Source organism: Nonomuraea sp. NPDC050202 (assembly GCF_040656115.1).
GTDB lineage: Bacteria > Actinomycetota > Actinomycetes > Streptosporangiales > Streptosporangiaceae > Nonomuraea.
This window is the reverse complement of the sequence record NZ_JBFALF010000120.1, coordinates 1-1259: the sequence shown is the minus strand read 5'-3', so window position 1 is coordinate 1259 and position 1259 is coordinate 1. Positions and strand designations below refer to the sequence as shown.

At 67.5% G+C, this 1259-nt stretch carries 1 protein-coding gene; it reads right to left on the bottom strand.

What is annotated here, in order from left to right; genetic code table 11:
• Window positions 1–42: 42 nt before the first annotated feature.
• Window positions 43–1164, bottom strand: a complete 1122-nt coding sequence (locus tag AB0I79_RS63300) for an IS630 family transposase (protein ID WP_357896390.1) — start codon at window positions 1162–1164, stop codon at window positions 43–45.
• Between the last annotated feature and the right edge of the window lie 95 nt (window positions 1165–1259).

The following is a 1259-nucleotide window of genomic DNA, read 5'->3' as shown; positions in this document are numbered from 1 at the left end:
TAGTGCTGTGACCGGAAACGATCACCGGGTTGGGTGAGGGGTTCAGGCTGCCGGTGTGAGTGGTCGACCGCCCCAGCGGAGGCCTTTCTCACTGCGGATACGAGCGCGCTCGCGTCGTTGGGCGGCCAGCACATCGGGGTGACGGGCATGAGCGTTGCGCCAGCGCAGGTAGGCGTGCAGTGCCCGGGTTTGGACGGTGTGATTGGGATGGTCGGAGTTGGCCAGGGTGAACTGCCGTAAGGGTCCGAAGTGCGCCTCGATCGGATTGGCCCAGGACGCGTAGGTCGGCGTGAACAGCAGCCTGACCTTGTTCTTCTTGGCCCAGGTTCGGATGCGCCAGTTCTTGTGCGCCGACAGGTTGTCCAAGATGACGTAGATCGGGGCGCCGTCCGGACGGGCGGCCCGGATGGATTTCAGCGCGGCCCAGGTGTGGTCGATGCCCTTGCGGGCTCGGTTGACACCCCACAGCAGGTCGTCGCCGACGGAGTAGCAGCCGTGGAAGTAGGTGACGCCGTGGGTGCGGCGGTAGGTGGCCGGCAGCCGGTCCGGCTCACCCTGCGGCGCCCAGCCCGATCCGGCGGTCGGACGGATGCCGAGCGGCCCGAACTCGTCGAAGGCGAAAGTGCGCTCGGGCCGGTGCGTCAGTGCGTACTCGATGCGCTCCAGCTTGACCTCGAAGTCCGCATCGGGTGAGTCCTTCCAGGTCTTGGTGCGCTGGAAGGTGATCCCGCGGCGGGCCAGCAGGGTGCGTAACGCCTCCCGGCCGAGGGTGAAGGCACGGCCGGGCAGGCGGCGCAGGTAGTCGAGCAGTTTGCGGATGGACCAGCGAGTGAAGGGCTGGCCGAGCTTGGCGGGTCGCGTGGTGGCCGTCTGCGCGACGAAGTCTTCGTCGTCAGGACTCAGCAGACGGGGACGGCCTCCCGCCCACTGAGGGTCCAAGCAGGCCAGCCCGATCTCGTTGAAGCGGTGGATCACAGCGCGCACGGTGTCCTCATCGGCCTGCACCAGCCGGGCAATCACCGGCACGGTGTTGCCGCCAGCCGAGGCCAGCAGGATCATCGCCCGCCGATACCGGACCGTGCTCATCGTGCCCCGCCGCACGATCCGCTGCAGCTTCTGGCCTTCCTGGTCCGTGAGCCTGCGGACCTTCACCGGTTGCGTCACCTGGCCTCCCGAGCGCTGATCGAACGTGATCAGCCCATCCAATCGGCAGGGCCACCCTGCACGCCAACCCGGTGATCATTTCCGGTCACAGCACT